At 71.9% G+C, this 14,328-nt stretch carries 14 protein-coding genes; 7 read left to right on the forward strand and 7 right to left on the reverse strand.

Translation table 11 applies throughout. The features are described 5' to 3' along the window. Positions 1-17: 17 nt before the first annotated feature. Together glp and galU are read right to left on the reverse strand one after the other, a co-directional pair. Positions 18-1,331 (reverse strand): molybdotransferase-like divisome protein Glp, encoded by a 1,314-nt coding sequence (gene glp / locus OG710_RS11350; RefSeq protein ID WP_330239223.1) that lies wholly within the window; start codon positions 1,329-1,331, stop codon positions 18-20. A gap of 4 nt (positions 1,332-1,335) precedes the next feature. Next, positions 1,336-2,238 (reverse strand): UTP--glucose-1-phosphate uridylyltransferase GalU, encoded by a 903-nt coding sequence (galU, locus tag OG710_RS11355; protein ID WP_330239224.1) that lies wholly within the window; start codon positions 2,236-2,238, stop codon positions 1,336-1,338. 107 nt (positions 2,239-2,345) lie between these two features. Between galU and OG710_RS11360 the strand changes: the two genes are divergently transcribed. Continuing rightward, complete coding sequence (locus OG710_RS11360) at positions 2,346-2,930, forward strand: 5-formyltetrahydrofolate cyclo-ligase (RefSeq protein ID WP_330239225.1); 585 nt, start codon at positions 2,346-2,348, stop codon at positions 2,928-2,930. A gap of 49 nt (positions 2,931-2,979) precedes the next feature. On the opposite strand, the gene OG710_RS11365 is transcribed toward OG710_RS11360, so the two are convergent. Next, positions 2,980-5,733 carry a penicillin acylase family protein gene (locus tag OG710_RS11365; protein WP_330239226.1) on the reverse strand — a complete coding sequence of 918 codons (2,754 nt, stop codon included), beginning with the start codon at positions 5,731-5,733 and terminating at the stop codon, positions 2,980-2,982. Positions 5,734-5,975: 242 nt separating this feature from the next. On the opposite strand from OG710_RS11365, the gene OG710_RS11370 reads away from it, so the two are divergent. The 6 genes from OG710_RS11370 to OG710_RS11395 all read left to right on the forward strand — a co-directional run bounded on the left by OG710_RS11370 (position 5,976) and on the right by OG710_RS11395 (position 12,212). Then, on the forward strand, positions 5,976-7,631 hold the full coding sequence (locus tag OG710_RS11370) for a potassium/proton antiporter (protein WP_330242218.1): 1,656 nt from the start codon (positions 5,976-5,978) through the stop codon (positions 7,629-7,631). Positions 7,632-7,947: 316 nt separating this feature from the next. Further along, positions 7,948-9,231 carry an MFS transporter gene (locus OG710_RS11375; RefSeq protein ID WP_330239227.1) on the forward strand — a complete coding sequence of 428 codons (1,284 nt, stop codon included), beginning with the start codon at positions 7,948-7,950 and terminating at the stop codon, positions 9,229-9,231. A gap of 67 nt (positions 9,232-9,298) precedes the next feature. Beyond that, entirely contained in the window at positions 9,299-9,652 is a 354-nt protein-coding gene (locus tag OG710_RS11380; RefSeq protein ID WP_330239228.1) for an FmdB family zinc ribbon protein, read from the forward strand. 121 nt (positions 9,653-9,773) lie between these two features. Beyond that, positions 9,774-10,607, forward strand: coding sequence for an S-methyl-5'-thioadenosine phosphorylase (locus tag OG710_RS11385; RefSeq protein ID WP_111335426.1), 834 nt, complete (start codon positions 9,774-9,776; stop codon positions 10,605-10,607). A gap of 492 nt (positions 10,608-11,099) precedes the next feature. After that, positions 11,100-11,594: a hypothetical protein gene (locus OG710_RS11390; RefSeq protein ID WP_330242219.1), complete on the forward strand. Its 495-nt coding sequence runs from the start codon at positions 11,100-11,102 to the stop codon at positions 11,592-11,594. 123 nt (positions 11,595-11,717) lie between these two features. After that, positions 11,718-12,212, forward strand: a complete 495-nt coding sequence (locus tag OG710_RS11395) for a large conductance mechanosensitive channel protein MscL (protein ID WP_330239229.1) — start codon at positions 11,718-11,720, stop codon at positions 12,210-12,212. A gap of 22 nt (positions 12,213-12,234) precedes the next feature. On the opposite strand, the gene OG710_RS11400 is transcribed toward OG710_RS11395, so the two are convergent. Genes OG710_RS11400 through OG710_RS11415 form a run of 4 tightly spaced genes read right to left on the reverse strand, consistent with a single transcriptional unit; the run spans position 12,235 to position 14,326 of the window. Beyond that, the gene (locus tag OG710_RS11400; RefSeq protein WP_111330410.1) at positions 12,235-12,450 is read right to left on the reverse strand and encodes a hypothetical protein; all 216 of its coding nucleotides are present in this window, start codon (positions 12,448-12,450) and stop codon (positions 12,235-12,237) included. A gap of 36 nt (positions 12,451-12,486) precedes the next feature. Next, entirely contained in the window at positions 12,487-12,915 is a 429-nt protein-coding gene (locus tag OG710_RS11405; protein WP_330239230.1) for a hypothetical protein, read from the reverse strand. Then, entirely contained in the window at positions 12,912-13,727 is an 816-nt protein-coding gene (locus OG710_RS11410) for a QcrA and Rieske domain-containing protein (protein ID WP_330239231.1), read from the reverse strand. The genes OG710_RS11405 and OG710_RS11410 overlap by 4 nt, the downstream gene beginning before the upstream one ends. After that, positions 13,724-14,326 carry a 4Fe-4S dicluster domain-containing protein gene (locus OG710_RS11415; RefSeq protein WP_111330404.1) on the reverse strand — a complete coding sequence of 201 codons (603 nt, stop codon included), beginning with the start codon at positions 14,324-14,326 and terminating at the stop codon, positions 13,724-13,726. Before OG710_RS11415 ends, OG710_RS11410 begins: the two co-directional genes overlap by 4 nt. Positions 14,327-14,328: the final 2 nt, after the last annotated feature.

Here is a 14,328-nt window from a genome sequence, read left to right on the forward strand (position 1 = left end):
CCGCCACGGAGCCCCGGTCAGCGGAGCAGGATCACCTCGGTGTCGGCGCCGGGCTCGGCCGATGTGACGTCCTCGGGCAGCACGATCAGCGCGTCCGCCTGGGCGAGCGCGGCGATCAGATGCGATCCGGAACCGCCGACCGGAGTCACGGTGCCGGCCTCGGCGTCGTACGTGCCACGCAGGAACTGGCGCTTCCCGGCCGGTGAGGACAGGGCCTTGTCGGTGGCCAGCACGGCCTTCGCCGTGGGGCGGCCGGTCTCGGACAGGCCCATCAGCGTACGGATCGCGGGGCGGACGAACAGCTCGAAGGAGACGTAGCTGGAGACCGGGTTGCCGGGAAGGGCGAGCAGCGGGGTGTGGTCGGGGCCGATGGAGCCGAAGCCCTGCGGTTTGCCCGGCTGCATGGCGAGCTTGCGGAAGTCGACCCCGCCGCCGCCCGTCCCGTCCTCGTCGCCGACGGCGGACAGGGCCTCCTTGACGACGTCGTACGCGCCGACGCTGACGCCGCCCGTGGTGACGACGAGGTCGGCGCGGATGAGCTGGTCCTCGATGGTGGCGCGCAGGGTCTCGGCGTCGTCGGCGACGGCGCCGACGCGGTAGGCGATGGCTCCGGCGTCGCGGGCGGCGGCGGTGAGCGCGAAGCTGTTGGAGTCGTAGATCCGGCCGGGCGTCAGCTCGCCGCCGGGCTGCACGAGTTCGCTGCCGGTGGACAGGACGACGACGCGCGGTCGGGGCCGTACGGTGACGGTGGAGCGGCCGATCGCGGCGAGCAGCCCGATCTGCGGCGGCCCGATCACCGTGCCCGCCGTGAGCGCGAGGTCACCGGGGCGGACGTCGCTGCCCCGGTCCCGGACATGGGCGCGGGGCTCGACCGGGCGGTGCACCCGGACCTCGCCGCCGGCGCCCTCGGGGGCCTGGCTGTGGGCGCGCATCGCGGCGGCCGGGCCCTCGCCCGTACCGCCGTCGGTCCACTCGACGGGCACGACGGCCTCGGCGCCCTCCGGGAGCGGGGCGCCGGTCATGATGCGGGCGGCCTCGCCGGGGCCCAGGCGCCGGCCGGCGCCGAGTCCGTCGTCCCCGGCGGCGACGTCACCGACGACCGTGAGGACGGCGGGGAACTCCTCCGTGGCGCCCTCGACATCGGCGACGCGGACCGCGTAACCGTCCATCGAGCTGTTGTCGAAGGGCGGCAGGGCGATCTCCACCACGACGTCCTCGACGAGGACGCAGCCCTGGGCCTCGGGCAGTTGCAGCTCGATGGGTTCGAGCGGCTTCACCGCGGCGAGGATGTCTTCCAGGTGCTCGTCCACCGACCAGATCGTGCTGCTCAACGTGTTACATCTCCTCGGTGACGTACCGGCGGAGCCAGCTGCGGAACTCCGGCCCCAGATCTTCACGTTCGCACGCGAGTCTGACAATGGCACGCAGATAGTCGCTGCGGTCCCCGGTGTCGTAGCGGCGGCCCTTGAAGACGACGCCGTGCACGGGGCCGCCGGCCTTCTCGTCCTCGGCGAGCAGTTGCAGCGCGTCGGTGAGCTGGATCTCGTTGCCCCGGCCCGGTTCGGTCCGGCGCAGTATGCCGAAGACCGCCGGGTCCAGGACGTAGCGGCCGATCACGGCGAGGTTGCTGGGCGCGTCGGCGGGCTCGGGCTTCTCGACCAGGCCGGTGATCCGCACGACGTCCGCGTCGGGCGTGGGCTCCACGGCGGCGCAGCCGTACTGGCGGATCATCGCGGGCGGGACCTCCATCAGCGCGATGACACTGCCGCCCTCGCGCTCCTGGATCTCGGTCATCCGGGTCAGCAGGGGGTCGCGCGGGTCGATCAGGTCGTCGCCGAGGAGCACCGCGAAGGGCTCGTCCCCGACGTGCGGTTCGGCGCACAGGACGGCGTGCCCGAGGCCCTTGGGGTCGCCCTGGCGGACGTAGTGCATGGTGGCGAGGTCGGTGGACTCGCGGACCTTGCGCAGCCGGTCGGCGTCGCCCTTGCGGGTCAGCGCCGACTCCAGCTCGTAGTTCCGGTCGAAGTGGTCCTCCAGGGGGCGCTTGTTGCGTCCGGTGACCATGAGGACGTCGTGCAGCCCGGCGGCCACCGCTTCCTCGACCACGTACTGGATGGCAGGCTTGTCGACGACAGGCAGCATCTCCTTGGGGGTGGCCTTGGTGGCCGGAAGGAAGCGGGTTCCGAGGCCCGCCGCCGGGATGACGGCCTTGCTGATCCTGGGGTTCGACTGGGTCATGCGCTGAACCCTAGCGGTGCGGCATGGGCGGAAGATGAGCTTCCGGTTAACTTTGTCCTCATTTATTCCTATACGAGAGCCCGGCAGGTACCCCGTTGAACACCGACATGTCCGCAAAGGCGCTCCTGCGGCGCGAACTGCTCGCCGCCCGCCGTCTCCTGACGGACCAGGACGTCGAGCGGTACGCCGGAGTGCTCGCCCGCCACGCGCTGGAACTCCCGGAGCTGGCCGGGGCCCGTACCGTCGCCGCGTACGTTTCGGTGGGCCGCGAACCGGGCACCCGCGCGCTGCTGGACGCGCTGCGCGCGCGGGGTGTCCGGGTGCTGCTGCCGGTGCTGCTGGCCGACAACGACCTGGACTGGGCGGCGTACGAGGGGGCGGAGGGGCTCGCGAAGGCGGGGCGCGGGCTGCTCGAACCCACCGGTGAGCGACTGGGCCCCGACGCGGTGCTCGATGCGGACGCGGTGCTGCTGCCCGGCCTCGCGGTGGACGCGCGCGGCATGCGACTCGGGCGCGGCGGCGGCAGCTACGACCGGGTGCTGGCGCGCCTGACGGCCGCCGGGGCCGCCCCCGCGCTGATCGTGCTGCTGTACGCGAACGAGGTGGCCGCGCGGGTCCCGGCGGAGCCGCACGACTTCCCCGTTCACGCGGTGGTGACACCCGAGGGCCCCCGGCGCTTCGGCGTGAACTGAAGCACCGGGGGCCCTCGGGGGCGCCTGCTACGGCCTGACGGCGGACCCGCTACGGCTTGAGGGTCAGCGTGTCCGTCGTCGTCCCGGCCACGGCGTTCGTGCCGTAGGCCCAGGGCAGCAGTTCACCGTTGACCCACTTGTCGGTCTGGTCGGTGTAGTGCGCGCTGAACGCGTGCCCGGAGGCGCCGGTGAGGTTGATCCAGCGGGACTTGTCCCAGTCCCCCACGTTGACGACCATCCGCATCGACGGCACCCAGACGACCTCGTAGCCGCCGGCCGCGTTCCAGCCGGTGGCGTTGACCGCGGCCTCGCCGCCGCCGAGCTCCCAGGGGCCGCGGTTGAGGAGCCGCTGGATGATTCCGGGGCCCTCGGTGCCCAGCGTCTGGTTCTTGAGGGTCAGCCGGTGCAGCCGGCCCCAGTTCCAGGTGGTGATGTCCTTGCCGAGCTTGGCGGTCAGCTCCCAGCGGGCGTCCTCCATGGCACGGGCGAACAGCTCGTCGCGGGTCTCGGTCGCCTTGTCCTTACGGCTCCTGGGCGACTTCCACCACTCGCTGTCCGGCTTGTCCATGAGGTTCGCGACGACCTGGTACCAGCGGTCGCCGCCGTCCGGCTGGGCGGAGTCCGGGGAGCGCCGGCCGCACTCGCGCACCAGGCGTTCCTGCTCGTCCACCGGGCCGGAGCTCTTGGGGGGACGAACGTTCAGGCACTCGCCCTCGACGCGCAGCTCCTTGGGCAGCTTGTCGCCGAAGGCCAGCTTGAGGATGTTGCGCCAGACGCCGTTGAAGTAGGCGGCGGCGGCCGAGTCGGCCTCCTGGGTGTAGTCCCAGCCCTCCAGCAGCTTCTGCGCCTCGCGGACGTCCTTGTCGGCGATGTTGATCTTGAGCAGTTCGGGCACCAGAAGCGCGGCGATCTCGCTGGTGTTGTCCATCTGCATCTTCTGCATGTCTTCGGTCGAGATCTTGCCGCCGCCCTTGAGCTTCGACTGGATGAGGTCGTTGATCCGCTGGCTGCGGCTGCCGTAGCCCCAGTCCTTCGTCAGCAGGTACGGGTACTCGTCCTCGTCGATCACGGCCTGGTTGGCGGTGACGATGTAGCCGCGCTCCGGGTTGTACTCGTAGGGCAGCTCGTCGAACGGGATCGGGTCCTTCTTCCAGCCGTACTCCGACGACCAGCCGGGGCTGGGCGTGGTGCCGTCGCCCTTCTCGCGGACCGGGATCTTGCCGGGGGCCTGGTAGCCGATGTTGCCCTTGGTGTCGGCGTAGATCAGGTTCTGGGAGGGAACCTCGAAGTGCCGGGCGGCCTGGCGGAAGCTCGTGAAGTCCTTGGCGCGGTTCAGCTCGAAGACGGCGTCCATGGAGTGGCCGGGCTCCAGCGCGGTCCACTTCAGGGCGACGGCGTAACCGTCCGCGCGGTCCGGGGCGGAGTTGGTGACGGGCGCCTTCTGGCCGACCTTCTCCAGCTCGCCGCTGCGGTCGGAGACCAGCGGGCCGTTGTTGGTCTCGCGGACGGTGATGTGCCGGTCCTTGCCGCCGGCGACCTTGATGGTCTCCTCGCGGACGGTGAAGGGCTTCGTCCTGCCGTCGTACAGGTAGCCGTCGGTGGTGACCTTCTCCAGGAACAGGTCGGTGACGTCGGCGCCGAGGTTGGTGAAGCCCCAGGCGATGTCCTGGTTGTGGCCGATGATCACACCGGGCATGCCGGAGAAGGTGTAGCCGGCGGTGTCGTACTTGCAGGTTTCGGAGACCTGCCGGCAGTGAAGGCCCATCTGGTACCAGAGGGACGGCAGCATCGGCGCCAGGTGCGGGTCGTTGGCCAGCAGCGGCTTGCCCGTGGTCGTGTACTTGCCGGCGACCACCCAGGAGTTCGAGCCGATGCCGTTGCCGTTCGGGCCGAGCAGCGCGGGGATCTCGTCGAGGGTGTCGGAGAGTGCGCCGAGCTGGGTGCTGAGGCCCTGGGTCGCGCCCGCCACGGTGTTCGGGTCGACGGTGCCGGTGTCGGTCGCCTTCGGGTCGAACTTGCCGGTGAGCGAGGAGACCGCGCCCTCGGTGACGATCGGCTCGTGCTTGTCGTACGGGTAATCGGGGTAGAGCTGCTTGATCTGGTCGGCGTCGAGCCGGCTGGTCATCAGCGAGCGGTCGATCTCGTCCTGCATGTTGCCGCGCAGGTCCCAGGCCATCGCCTTCAGCCACGCGACCGAGTCGACCGGGGTCCACTCCGAGGGCTTGTAGTCGTTGGTGAGGCCGAGCGCGGCGTACTCGACGGAGATGCCCTTGCCGTCGCGCCCCTTGAGGTAGGCGTTGACGCCGTCCGCGTACGCCTGGAGGTTCTTCTTGGTCTCCTTGGACAGGACGGTGTCGTACTCCTCCTGCGCGACCTTGCGCCAGCCGAGCGTGCGCAGGAAGGAGTCCGTCTCGACCTGGCCGGAACCGAACATCTCGGAGAGCCGGCCGGCCGTCAGGTGGCGGCGGACGTCCATCTCCCAGAAGCGGTCCTGCGCCTGGACGAAGCCCTGGGCGCGGAACAGGTCGGTGTCGGAGTCCGCGTAGATCTGCGGGATGCCGTAGCCGTCGCGCTTGACCTCGACGTTGCCGTCGAGCCCGTCGATGCGGATGGTCCCGCTGGTCTGCGGGTACGAGGCACGCACGGTGGAAACGGACCAGTACGCTCCGTAACCGATGCCCGCGATGAGCGCCAGCACCAGGACGATCACGAGGAGGCGGGCGCGTCGCCCCTTCTTCTTCTTGCGCGGCCCGCTACCGGCGGTACCGGTGGCTCCGGAAGTGGCGGTTGTTGTGGCGGGCATCGCTGTCCTTCGAGGGCAGGGCGGTCCTGGGAGTGCAGGAGCAACCATAGGCGCAGCGCGCACGCCACTCGGACGCGGTATCAGGATGGCTCGAATTGCGTAGCGATCGTACGAATACTCGAACGCATCAAGAAAACGTTAAAGATTAGGTAAGGTAACGAAGTACTGGCCGCCGGAAGACGATCCGGCAGGCGTACGCAGGAAAGGACCGGCCACTGACTGTCCACACGCTCAACGAACTCCTGCTCGTCTGCTCGCTCGTTCTGCTCGTCGCCGTAGTGGCGGTACGCGTCTCGTCCCGCAGCGGGCTCCCCAGCCTGCTCCTGTACCTGGGCATCGGCATCGCCCTGGGCCAGGACGGCTTCTTCGACGTCAAGTTCGACAACGCGGAACTCACGCAGGTCATCGGGTACGCGGCCCTCGTCGTGATCCTCGCCGAGGGCGGCCTCGGCACGAAGTGGAAAGAGATCAGACCGGCGCTGCCCGCAGCCGTGATGCTGTCGCTCGTCGGCGTCGGCGTGAGCGTGGGCGTGACCGCGGCCGGAGCCCACTACCTGGTCGGTCTGGAGTGGCGCCAGGCGCTCATCATCGGCGCGGTCGTCTCCTCGACGGACGCCGCCGCCGTCTTCTCCGTGCTGCGCAAAGTCCCGCTGCCCTCCCGCATCACCGGCGTCCTGGAGGCCGAATCCGGCTTCAACGACGCCCCCGTGGTCATCCTCGTCGTCGCCTTCTCGACGGTCGGCGAGGTGGACAGCTGGTACGTACTGGTCGGCGAGATAGCCCTGGAGCTGGCCATCGGCGCGGTCATCGGCATCGCCGTGGGCTGGCTCGGCTCGTACGGGCTGCGCCATGTCGCCCTGCCCGCATCCGGTCTGTACCCGATCGCCGTCATGGCCATCGCGGTGTCCGCGTACGCGGCGGGCGCCATGCTGCACGGCAGCGGATTCCTCGCCGTCTACCTCGCGGCGATGATCCTCGGCAACGCCAAACTGCCGCACTGGCCGGCCACCCGCGGCTTCGCGGACGGGCTCGGCTGGCTCGCCCAGATCGGCATGTTCGTCCTGCTCGGCCTGCTGGTCACCCCGCACGACCTGCTGGACGACTTCTGGCCGGCCGTCGTCGTGGGCCTGGTGCTGACCGTGGTGGCCCGGCCGCTGGAGGTCTTCATCTCGCTGCTGCCGTTCCGGCTGCCCTGGCAGGAGAAGGCCCTCATGTCATGGGCCGGGCTGCGCGGCGCCGTACCCATCATCCTGGCGACCATTCCCATGGTGTCCGGGATCGAGGGTTCGACGCGGGTCTTCAACATCGTGTTCGTCCTGGTCGTCGTCTACACCCTCATCCAGGGCCCGACGCTGCCCTGGCTCGCCAAGGCGCTGCACCTCGGCGACAGCCCGTCCGAGGCGTCCGACCTGGGCATCGAATCGGCACCCCTGGAACGGCTGCGCGGACATCTGCTGTCCGTCGCCATCCCCGCCGAGTCGAAGATGCACGGCGTCGAGATCGGGGAACTGCGCATGCCGGCGGGCGCCGCCGTCACCCTCGTGGTGCGCGACAACGAGAGCTTCGTGCCCTCGCCCTCCACGGTGCTGCGGCGCGGCGACGAACTGCTCGTCGTGACCACCGACCCGGTGCGCGACGCCGCCGAGGCCCGGCTGCGCGCGGTCGCCGAGGGCGGCAAGCTGGCCGGCTGGCTCGGGACGCCCGGCGGGCATCCGGCGGGCCAGGAGCCCGCCGGGCCACAGCTCGGCGGGGCGCTCAAGACGGTGAAGAAGCTCGGCAAGGCGGACGAGACGAAGAAGCGCGAGAGTGCCAGGCGCGTGGCGGCGAAACAGGAGGCCGCCAAGAACGGAACCGCGAAACAGGAGCCGCAGCAACGCGACGCGAAGGCCCATCACTGAGCCCGCACCCTGTTCGCAGGCGACGGAGGGCGGTGCGCCCACAATCACAGGAGCGCCGCCCTTCCTCCCTGTAGCATGAAGGAAACCCAGAACCACCGATTGATCGACCAACTCTGCCTGACGCAGAGCTGGCGCGACCGTATGGCGGTCGTGGCGTCCTCCGTACCGGCCGCGCAGCGCGCACCGGCAGCGAGCGCCCGGCATCTACCGCAGTTCCGCGCGAAGAGGACAGCTCTCGGCAGCCCCCACCCGGCCCGCACGCATGCGCCGGAGACCACGGGGAGCACGGCCACCAGGCGGCAGAAAGGCAAGGACCGTGGCGTCCACGGTCTCCGACCGCCCCGGATACGGGCAGTTGCTGCGCACCCCCGGTGCGTGGACCTTCCTCCTTCCCGGCTTCGCCGCACGGCAACCCTTCGCGATGCTCACGATCGGCATCGTGCTGCTGGTGCAGCACACCACCGGCTCGTACGGCAGCGCGGGCGCCGTCGCGGCCGTCACCGGGGTCTCCATGGCCCTGTTCGCCCCGCAGACCGGCAAGCTCGCCGACCGGTTCGGCCAGCGGGCCGTCCTGCTGCCCGGCGTCCTCGTGCACGCCGCCGCCGTTTCGCTCCTGGTGGTGCTCGCCCTGGCGGACGCGCCCCTGTGGGCGCTGTTCGCCGCGGCCGTCCCCACCGGCGCCTCCGTCCCGCAGGTCGGCCCCATGGTGCGGGCCCGCTGGGCGGCCCTGCTGGGCGCGGCGCCCGGCCGCGAGGCATCGCCGCTGCTGGCCACGGCCGCCGCGTTCGAGTCGGTGACGGACGAGTTCACCTTCGTCATCGGGCCCGTGCTCGCCACCGCGCTGTGCACCGGCGTGCACCCGGCGGCCGGGCTGATCGCGGAGGCCGCGCTCACCCTGCTGGGCGGGCTGCTCTTCGCCGCGCGCCGCGCCACCCAGCCGCCCGTCCGCGACCGCGCCCTGCCCGGCGCCGAACCACACACCTCCGCGCTGTCCGTACCCGGCGTACGGGTGCTGGCGGTGGCCTTCCTCGGCATCGGCTCGGTCTTCGGCGGCATGCAGGTCTCGCTGACCGCGTTCTCCGAGGAGATCGGCAACCCTGGCGCGAACGGCGTGCTGTACGGGATCTTCGCCGCCGGCAACATGCTGGCCGGTATCGCCTGCGGGGCCATCGCCTGGAAGTCCGGCCCCCGCCGCCGGCTGATCACCGGTTACGCCGCCCTGGCGCTGACCGCGTCCGGCCTGTGGGCGATGCACTCGGCGCCGCTGCTCGCCGCGCTGGGCCTGCTGGTCGGCCTCTGCATCGCCCCGGCCCTGATCAGCGGCTACACGCTGGTCGAGGCGCTGGTGCCGGGCTCGGCGCGCACCGAGGCGTTCACCTGGCTGACGGGCGCGGTCGCGCTGGGCCAGGCGGCGGCGGTCACGGTGGCCGGACGGCTCGCCGACGCCCACGGTTCGAGCGCCGGTTTCCTGGTGCCGCTGGTGGGTACGGTGCTGGCGCTCGTCACCCTGGTGACGCTGCGTTCCAGGCTTCTGCCGGCCGGTTCGGGGCGGACCGTGGCGCGTGGTATCGGTCACCGCGGCGCGGTCACGGTGGACTGATTCCGCGGAATACGTCACTATGGAGCGTCGTTAGCACTCATCGAGTCAGAGTGCCAGGAGGAACAAAGTGCCGACCTACCAGTACCAGTGCACCGAGTGTGGCGAGGGCCTCGAAGCGGTGCAGAAGTTCACCGATGACGCCCTCACGGTGTGCCCGAACTGCGAAGGACGCCTGAAGAAGGTGTTCTCGGCGGTCGGCATCGTCTTCAAGGGTTCCGGCTTCTACCGGAACGACAGCCGCGGCTCCTCGTCGAGCAGCACGCCTGCCTCCTCCGCCTCGAAGGCCTCCGGTTCCGGATCGTCCTCGTCCTCCGGTTCCTCGACGTCGTCGGACACGAAGTCCTCGGCCGCTCCGGCGTCCGCGTCGTCGTCCTCGTCGTCCTCGTCCTCTTCCTCGACGAGCGGTTCGTCGGCCGCCTGAGCCTCCGGCTCTCCCGGCCGCCCCACGATTTCCCGCAGACCCCGCCGAGCGCCTCGGCGGGGTTTTCGCGTCCCCGTGCCCGCCTTCCGGGGCGCGGCGGGCGGCGCTTAGTGTGACGGTCATGGCGAACGCAGAGATCGGCGTGATCGGCGGCTCGGGGCTCTACTCCTTCCTGGAGGACGTCACCGAGGTCCGCGTGGAAACCCCCTACGGAGACCCCAGCGACTCCGTGTTCCTGGGCGAGACCGGCGGCCGCCGGGTCGCCTTCCTTCCCCGGCACGGCCGGGGCCACCACGTGCCCCCGCACCGCATCAACTACCGCGCCAACCTGTGGGCGCTGCGCTCGGTCGGCGTACGCCAGGTGCTCGCGCCGTGCGCGGTGGGCGGCCTGCGCCCGGAGTACGGTCCGGGCACCCTGCTCGTACCGGACCAGCTGGTGGACCGCACCAAGGCCCGGACGCAGACCTATTACGACGGGGAGACCCCGGTCGACGGAGTCCTGCCGAACGTGGTGCACCTGGGCTTCGCCGACCCGTACTGCCCCGAGGGCCGCAAGGTCGCGCTGGCCGCCGCGCGGGGCCGCGACTGGGAGGCCGTGGACGGCGGCACGCTGGTGGTCGTGGAGGGGCCGCGCTTCTCGACCCGCGCCGAATCGCGCTGGCACGCGGCGATGGGCTGGTCCGTGGTCGGCATGACCGGGCACCCGGAGGCGGTGCTCGCCCGTGAACTGGGCCTCTGCTACACCACGATGACCCTGGTCACCGACCTGGACGCGGGTGCCGAGGCGGGCGAAGGCGTCTCCCACGAGGAGGTGCTGAAGGTGTTCGCGGCCAATGTGGACCGGCTGCGCTCGGTCCTCTTCGACGCGGTGGCGGGGCTGCCGGCGACGGAGGACCGGGGCTGCCCGTGCGGGCACGCGCTGGACGGGATGGACACGGGGATCGCTCTGCCGTAGGGCGCTCGTGACTGTGGGCGGGGGCCGGTTCGCCCAGGGGGCGGGGCCGGTTCGCCCTGGGGGCGGGGCCGGTTCGCCCTGGGGGCGGGGCCGGTTCGCCCTGGGGGCGGGGCCGGTTCGCCCTGGGGGCGGGGCCGGTTCGCCCTGGGGGCGGGGCCGGTTCGCCCTGGGGGCGGGGCCGGTTCGCCCTGGGGGCGCTGCCCGGCTCGCCCCTGCGGGTGACGGGGTTATCCACATGCGGTGGACGGTCCACAGGGCCCAGCGGGATTCGGGCGACCGGTGCATCGTGGTGGCTGTCCGGCGGCCGTGACCTCGGGGTTCGCGGCGGCCGGCCGACCCATCGGCTCCTGTACACAGGCGGTGTTCGCGATGCGCTCGTCCGGTTCCTCCTGCCTTTCTCCGTCCACTCCCCCGGCCTCCCGCGCGGATGATTCGCCGGGGCCGCTGCCCGCTCCCGCACCGTACGGGGTGCCGACGTTCCCGCCGCTGCGGGTGCGCGGAGGCGCCGGGCAGCGGCTGCGGCGGGCTGTGTGGCGCCGGCGCAGATCGCTGGCGGCGGGGCTGGCGCTGACGGCGGCCGCGCTGGCCGTCTCCGGGTTCGCCGGCGGCGGCGGCGCGGAGCCGGGTGGCGGTACGGCGCGGGCGGCGGCCCGGGAGCGGGCCTCGCCCCCGGTACGCCTGGTGTCGGCGCCGGTACGCATCGCGGACGCGGAGACCGTACGGCTGCTGCGGCCGGGCGACCGGGTGGACGTGGTGGCGTCGGACGGCTCCGGCGCGGCGGAGGCCCGCGTGCTGGCCAGGGGCGCGCGGGTGGAGCGGGTGCCGGGGGCGGGGGACGCGGGGGACGGGAGCGCGACGGGCGCGGGTGCGTTCGGCGCGGGTTCGCCGGGGGACGGGGCGCTGGTCGTGCTGGCGGTGCCGAGGGCTGCGGCCGCCGAATTGGCCGGTGCGGGGATCTCCGGCGGACTGGCGGTGATCCTGTGCTGATTCGTACTGACGAACTATGCCGTCACCGGGCAACCCTCCTGAATGGGGTGTTCAGCTGCCTTACTGCCGTAAGTTGCCGGGGAGTTCACACCCCTTGTGGCATTTACGGAGGAAAGCGCACCCGTGAGCGAGACGAAGAAGGTCAGTGTGCTGGAGGGCTTCAAGGCCTTCCTGATGCGTGGCAACGTGATCGATCTGGCGATCGCCGTCGTCATCGGCGCGGCGTTCACGAACATCGTGAACGCGTTCGTGAAGGGGGTCATCAACCCGCTCGTCGGTGCGTTCGGCACCAAGGACCTGGACAGTTACAGCTCCTGTCTGAAGGGCCCGTGCAAGACGGACCCCGCCACGGGCGAGGTGACGGAGGGCATCCAGATCCTGTGGGGCTCGGTGCTCAGCGCGACGCTGACGTTCCTGATCACCGCTGCCGTCGTCTACTTCCTGATGGTCCTGCCGATGGCGAAGTACCTCGCGCGGCGGGCCGCGATGCAGGCGGCGAAGGAAGGCGTCCAGGAGACGCTGGAGGTGAGCGAGCTGGAGGTCCTCAAGGAGATCCGGGACGCCTTGGTGGCCCAGCGCGGGGGCGGCAGCGGCAGCCCGGTCCAGGACCACGGCTAGCACGCTCCCGGCAGGGACCGCGTCAGATGTGGTGCGGCGGCTTCTCGTCCAGGAAGCGCGCCAGATCGGCCGCGCTGCCGCTGGACGGGGGCCGGTCGCCCCACGCCTGGTCGGTGTCGTCCGAGGCCCGCTGGTCCAGCGGATCGTCGAAGACCAGCGCCGGACGGGGCCGGGGCCGGGCGGGCTCGGCGGACTGCGCGTCATGCGGTTCGGGGGCGGGTCGGGGGGCGCTACTCATGCCCCCAGGGTACGACCGCCCGACCCCGGCGGGCGGTCAGCGGTCCTTGGGGTCGAGCAGCCAGAGCCCGAGGACGACGAGGAACGAGAGGCAGAGGAAACCGGCTCCCCACCACGCGGTGCCGGTGTTGCCCTCCATCCACTCGTCCACGATGACCGTCAGCCCCCACAGCTGCCCGATGACGACGCTCATGGCCAGCACGAGGCGTGCGGTGAGCTTGGAGGACCGCTCGGGCTCCTGGTCGGTGCCGGCGCCCGGTCCGGGCCCGGTGTGCCGGACGCGGGGGTCGCCGTAGCCGCTGGTGGGCCGGATCTGCGGATAGCGCTCGTGGACGGGCCGGTTCAGCTCGGCCCGCGCACTGCCGGGGTGGTACTCGGGGTAGCGCGCGGCGGGCTGCGGGGTGGCGGGGTGCTGCGGGCTGCCGGAGGGCTGCGGGGTGCCGGGGCGGGGGTCTTCGTCGCTCATGTCGGGCTTCCCGTGGTGTCGGTGTCGGACGCTCCGGCGCCGGTACGGCTGGTGCGGGACAGGCCGGGGGCGACCGGTCCGGGGGCCACCGTGCGGGCGGCTCCGGGGGCGGCGGGCCCCTCGGCGCCGTCGCGGACGCCGGGGCAGCCGAGCCGCGACGCCAGATCCGGGCGCTCCTCGCCGAACTGGCGGCACAGCCCGTGTTCGAGGCTCTCGCCGGAGCGGGTGGTGCCGACCGCCCAGACGCTGCCGTCCTCCTGCTCGGTGAGCACCACCTTGGGCAGCCCGCGAGGCGGCGGACCGGCCGTCACCGCACCGCTGCGGGCATCGAAGACGCCCTCGTGGCAGGGGCAGTACAGCTCGCCCTCGGTGCCCCGGTCCTTGCGCCAGAGCACGGCGCAGGCGAGGTGGGTGCAGATCGCGGAGTAGCCGACGAGCGTGCCGTCGTTGAGCCGGACGGCGACCGCGCGGTCCTCCTCGTCCGGGTAGTCGAAGGCGATGGACTCGCCGGGGAGGAGTTGGGAGGCGATCTTCTTGGGGGCCGGGGCCTTGGCGTCGTCCGGGTCGCCGTGGCGGGGCAGGATGCCGGCGGCGACGCCCAGGCCGCCGACCGCGAGCCCGCCGGAGACGGTGGCGACGATGCGGAGGTAGTCGCGGCGGGTGGTGAGGGAGTCGGCGGCGATCCGGTCGTGCAGCGCCTCGCGGGGGTCGCCGGAGGCCGGCCGGCCGGGCGGTCCGGGCGGTGTGCCGGCCGGGTCGCGGGGTGCGGGCTGCTTCGGGTCGCCGGGCGGCGGGTAGTCGGTCTCGGTCACCGTCGCACGTCCTTCCCGTTGATCTCGACGACGGGCAGGCCGCCGGGGACCGGCCACTGGACCCGGTCGGCGGGCACGACCATCGCGACGCCGGTGCGGACCTCGCTCTCGCCGAACACGAAGGAGTCGGCGACCTGGACGCCGGGGCGTTCGGCCTGGAGTTCCTCGGCGGTCCCGTAGAAGAGGGCGCCGGTCGGGCAGACGGTGGCGCACATCGGGGCGAGGCCGTAGGCGGTGCGGTCGTAGCAGAGGTTGCACTTCAGCTGCAGCTTGGCCTGGAGGTCGATCTTCGGGACGCCGAAGGGGCAGGCGTTGACGCAGTTGGCGCAGCCGATGCAGCGGGTGGTGTCGGCCTGCTGCACGACGCCGTCGGCGGTCACCAGGATCGCGTCGGCGGGGCACACCTCGGCGCAGGGGGCGACGGGGTCCTCGCAGTGCATGCAGACCGTGGGAAGGGAGGCGACGGACTGGCCCTCGTCGGTGTAGTCGAGGTGGATCATGGACTTGCCCCGGTGCGAATCGCACTCGCGGCAGGCGGAGACGCAGGCCTGGCAGCCGATGCAGCGCCCCGGGTCGATGAAGATCGTGCGGCCCATCATGC

The organism is Streptomyces sp. NBC_00525, assembly GCF_036346595.1.
GTDB lineage: Bacteria > Actinomycetota > Actinomycetes > Streptomycetales > Streptomycetaceae > Streptomyces.

Coding starts and splice junctions, on each gene's coding strand:
- galU (WP_330239224.1), bottom strand. CDS start 2,238: ATGACCCAGTCGAACCCCAGGATCAGCAAGGCCGTCATCCCGGCGGCG.
- OG710_RS11360 (WP_330239225.1), top strand. CDS start 2,346: ATGTCCGCAAAGGCGCTCCTGCGGCGCGAACTGCTCGCCGCCCGCCGT.
- OG710_RS11365 (WP_330239226.1), bottom strand. CDS start 5,733: ATGCCCGCCACAACAACCGCCACTTCCGGAGCCACCGGTACCGCCGGT.
- OG710_RS11385 (WP_111335426.1), top strand. CDS start 9,774: ATGGCGAACGCAGAGATCGGCGTGATCGGCGGCTCGGGGCTCTACTCC.
- OG710_RS11400 (WP_111330410.1), bottom strand. CDS start 12,450: ATGAGTAGCGCCCCCCGACCCGCCCCCGAACCGCATGACGCGCAGTCC.
- OG710_RS11405 (WP_330239230.1), bottom strand. CDS start 12,915: ATGAGCGACGAAGACCCCCGCCCCGGCACCCCGCAGCCCTCCGGCAGC.
- OG710_RS11415 (WP_111330404.1), bottom strand. CDS start 14,326: ATGATGGGCCGCACGATCTTCATCGACCCGGGGCGCTGCATCGGCTGC.